This window comes from Streptomyces ossamyceticus, assembly GCF_001418475.1.
In the GTDB taxonomy this organism is placed as follows: Bacteria; Actinomycetota; Actinomycetes; order Streptomycetales; family Streptomycetaceae; genus Streptomyces; species Streptomyces ossamyceticus.
Genome location: NZ_LIQX01000358.1, coordinates 1 through 1,951, shown reverse-complemented (window position 1 = coordinate 1,951; position 1,951 = coordinate 1). Strand labels below are relative to the sequence as shown.

General features: G+C 73.3%; 2 protein-coding genes and 1 pseudogene. All 3 read right to left on the bottom strand.

Annotated elements, in window-relative coordinates:
- Window positions 1-104: 104 nt before the first annotated feature.
- Window positions 105-295: pseudogene (locus AOK15_RS47255) on the bottom strand (NADPH-dependent F420 reductase); the annotation flags it as partial.
- Between the two features lie 2 nt (window positions 296-297).
- Window positions 298-760: prephenate dehydrogenase/arogenate dehydrogenase family protein (locus AOK15_RS47250; RefSeq protein WP_420876967.1), on the bottom strand; the 463-nt coding region annotated here is incomplete at its 3' end.
- A gap of 88 nt (window positions 761-848) precedes the next feature.
- Window positions 849-1,922, bottom strand: coding sequence for a sialidase family protein (locus tag AOK15_RS25380; protein ID WP_063799050.1), 1,074 nt, complete (start codon window positions 1,920-1,922; stop codon window positions 849-851).
- Between the last annotated feature and the right edge of the window lie 29 nt (window positions 1,923-1,951).

Genomic DNA, 1,951 nt, shown 5'->3' with positions numbered 1-1,951 from the left:
GTGGGGGCAAGGGGGGCATGGAGGTCGGCTCCTGACAGGGCGGTCGGACGAGGCGGTACGACGGGGTCGTACGGCGTCCAGTGTCCCCCATGCCCCGCGCGGCCTCACACGTCGGTCAGGCGGATCCCGGCGTGCGCCTTGTAGCGGCGGTTCACGGAGATCAGGTTGGCGACCAGCGCCTCCACCTGGTGGGCGCCTCGCAGCCGGCCCGCGAAGACGCCCCGCATACCGGGGATGCGGCCCGCCAGCGCCTGCACGATCTCGACGTCGGCCCGGACCTCGCCGAGCACCATCANNCGGCGGCCTGCTCGGCGGCGCTGCCCTCCGCCGGCTTCAGCGCGTAGGCGCCCTTCTTGTCGAAGCCGAGCGGGTTGACGCAGTCGACGACGAGCTTGCCGGCCAGTTCCTCGCGCAGGGACTCCAGGGTCTTGGCGTGCCCGTCCCACGGCACCGCGACGATCACGATGTCGCTGCGGCGCGCGGTCTCGGCGTTGTCGGCGCCCTCCACACCGTGGCCGAGTTCCTCGGCGGCGGCCTGCGCGCGGTCGGCGGCCCGCGAGCCGATGATCACCTTCTGGCCGGCCTTGGCGAGGCGGTACGCGAGGCCCTTGCCCTGCGGCCCGGTGCCCCCGAGCACGCCGACGACGAGCCCGGAGACGTCGGGGAGGTCCCAGGGGTCCTTGGCCGGGGCCTTGGCGGGCGCCGCGCCGGGGGTCTCGGGCGTGCCGGGGGTCGTCTGTGCACTGTCGGTAGAGGTCATGGGCTGACTTTACGTGCGTGGTCGTGGCGGGGGTGGGTGCAGGTCGAGTGAGGGGCAGGTCAGACGGGGATAGGCCAGGCAGGGGCGGTCACTGGAGGGTGGCGACGGGGATCCGGCGGAACGTGATCGTCTCGTACGCGCTGAAGTCGCCCGTCTCGTGGAGGAGCCCGACCGTGTGCTCGTCGACGCGGACGAGGTCCGAGTACGCGGCGGGCAGCCCGTCGACGGTGTGGGCGACCCGCCAGGTCGTGCCGTGGTCGGTGCTGGCCCGGACGGTCATCAGGGCGCGGAAGCCGGGGTCGGCCGGGCCGGAGTAGAGGAGCAGGTCGGGGACGCTCGGATCGGGGTCGCTCAGCTGGAGGAGGCTGCCCTCGACGACCGGGCCGACGAGGCCCGCTTGCGGCCGGAACGGCTTGATCAGGCTCGCGCCGCCGTCGGCGGAGTACGCGTCGGCGCGGGTGCCGGGGGCCGGGGAGTCGTTGCGGGTGTTGAAGTAGACGCGTCCGTCGGGGAGTTCGGCGGCGGTGGTCTCGTTGACGTTGATGTAGCCGTCGGTGTTGTCATCGACGTAGCCGATCCGCCAGGACTCGCCGTGGTCGTCGCTGAGCAGGCAGTGGCCGCCGTTGTACTTGCCCTCCGTGCCGTTGTCGGTGCCCGTCGGCGGGAGGGAGTGGTTGGCGGGGACGACGACCCGGCCGCTGCTCAGCTGGATCGCGTGCCCGGGGGTGGTGGCGTACCAGCGCCACTCCCGCCTCTTGGTGTCCTCGGTGATCTCCCGGGGGCTCGACCAGGTCTCCCCCTCGTCGTCGCTGTGCCGCACCCAGACCCGCCGCCCGTCCGCGGCACTCACGGTGCCCCGGCGGATCGCGTCCTCGGTGGCGGAGGCGGCGTTCCGGACGTGTACGAGCAGGATGCGGCCGGTGTCCAGCACCACAGGGGCGGGGTTGCCCGCGAGGCCGTCCCCGTTCTCGGCGGCGACCCGCAGGGGGCCCCAGCTGCGGCCGCCGTCCGTCGACCGCTTCACCACGATGTCGATGTTCCCGAAGTCCTCCCGCCCGCCGACCCGTCCCTCGCAGAAGGCCAGCAGAGCGCCGGACGCCGTGCGCACGACCGCCGGGATCCGAAAGCTGGCGTAGCCTTCGCGGCCGCCTCGGAAGGGGATGCCGGATTCGGGGGTGGTGGTCTCGGGGG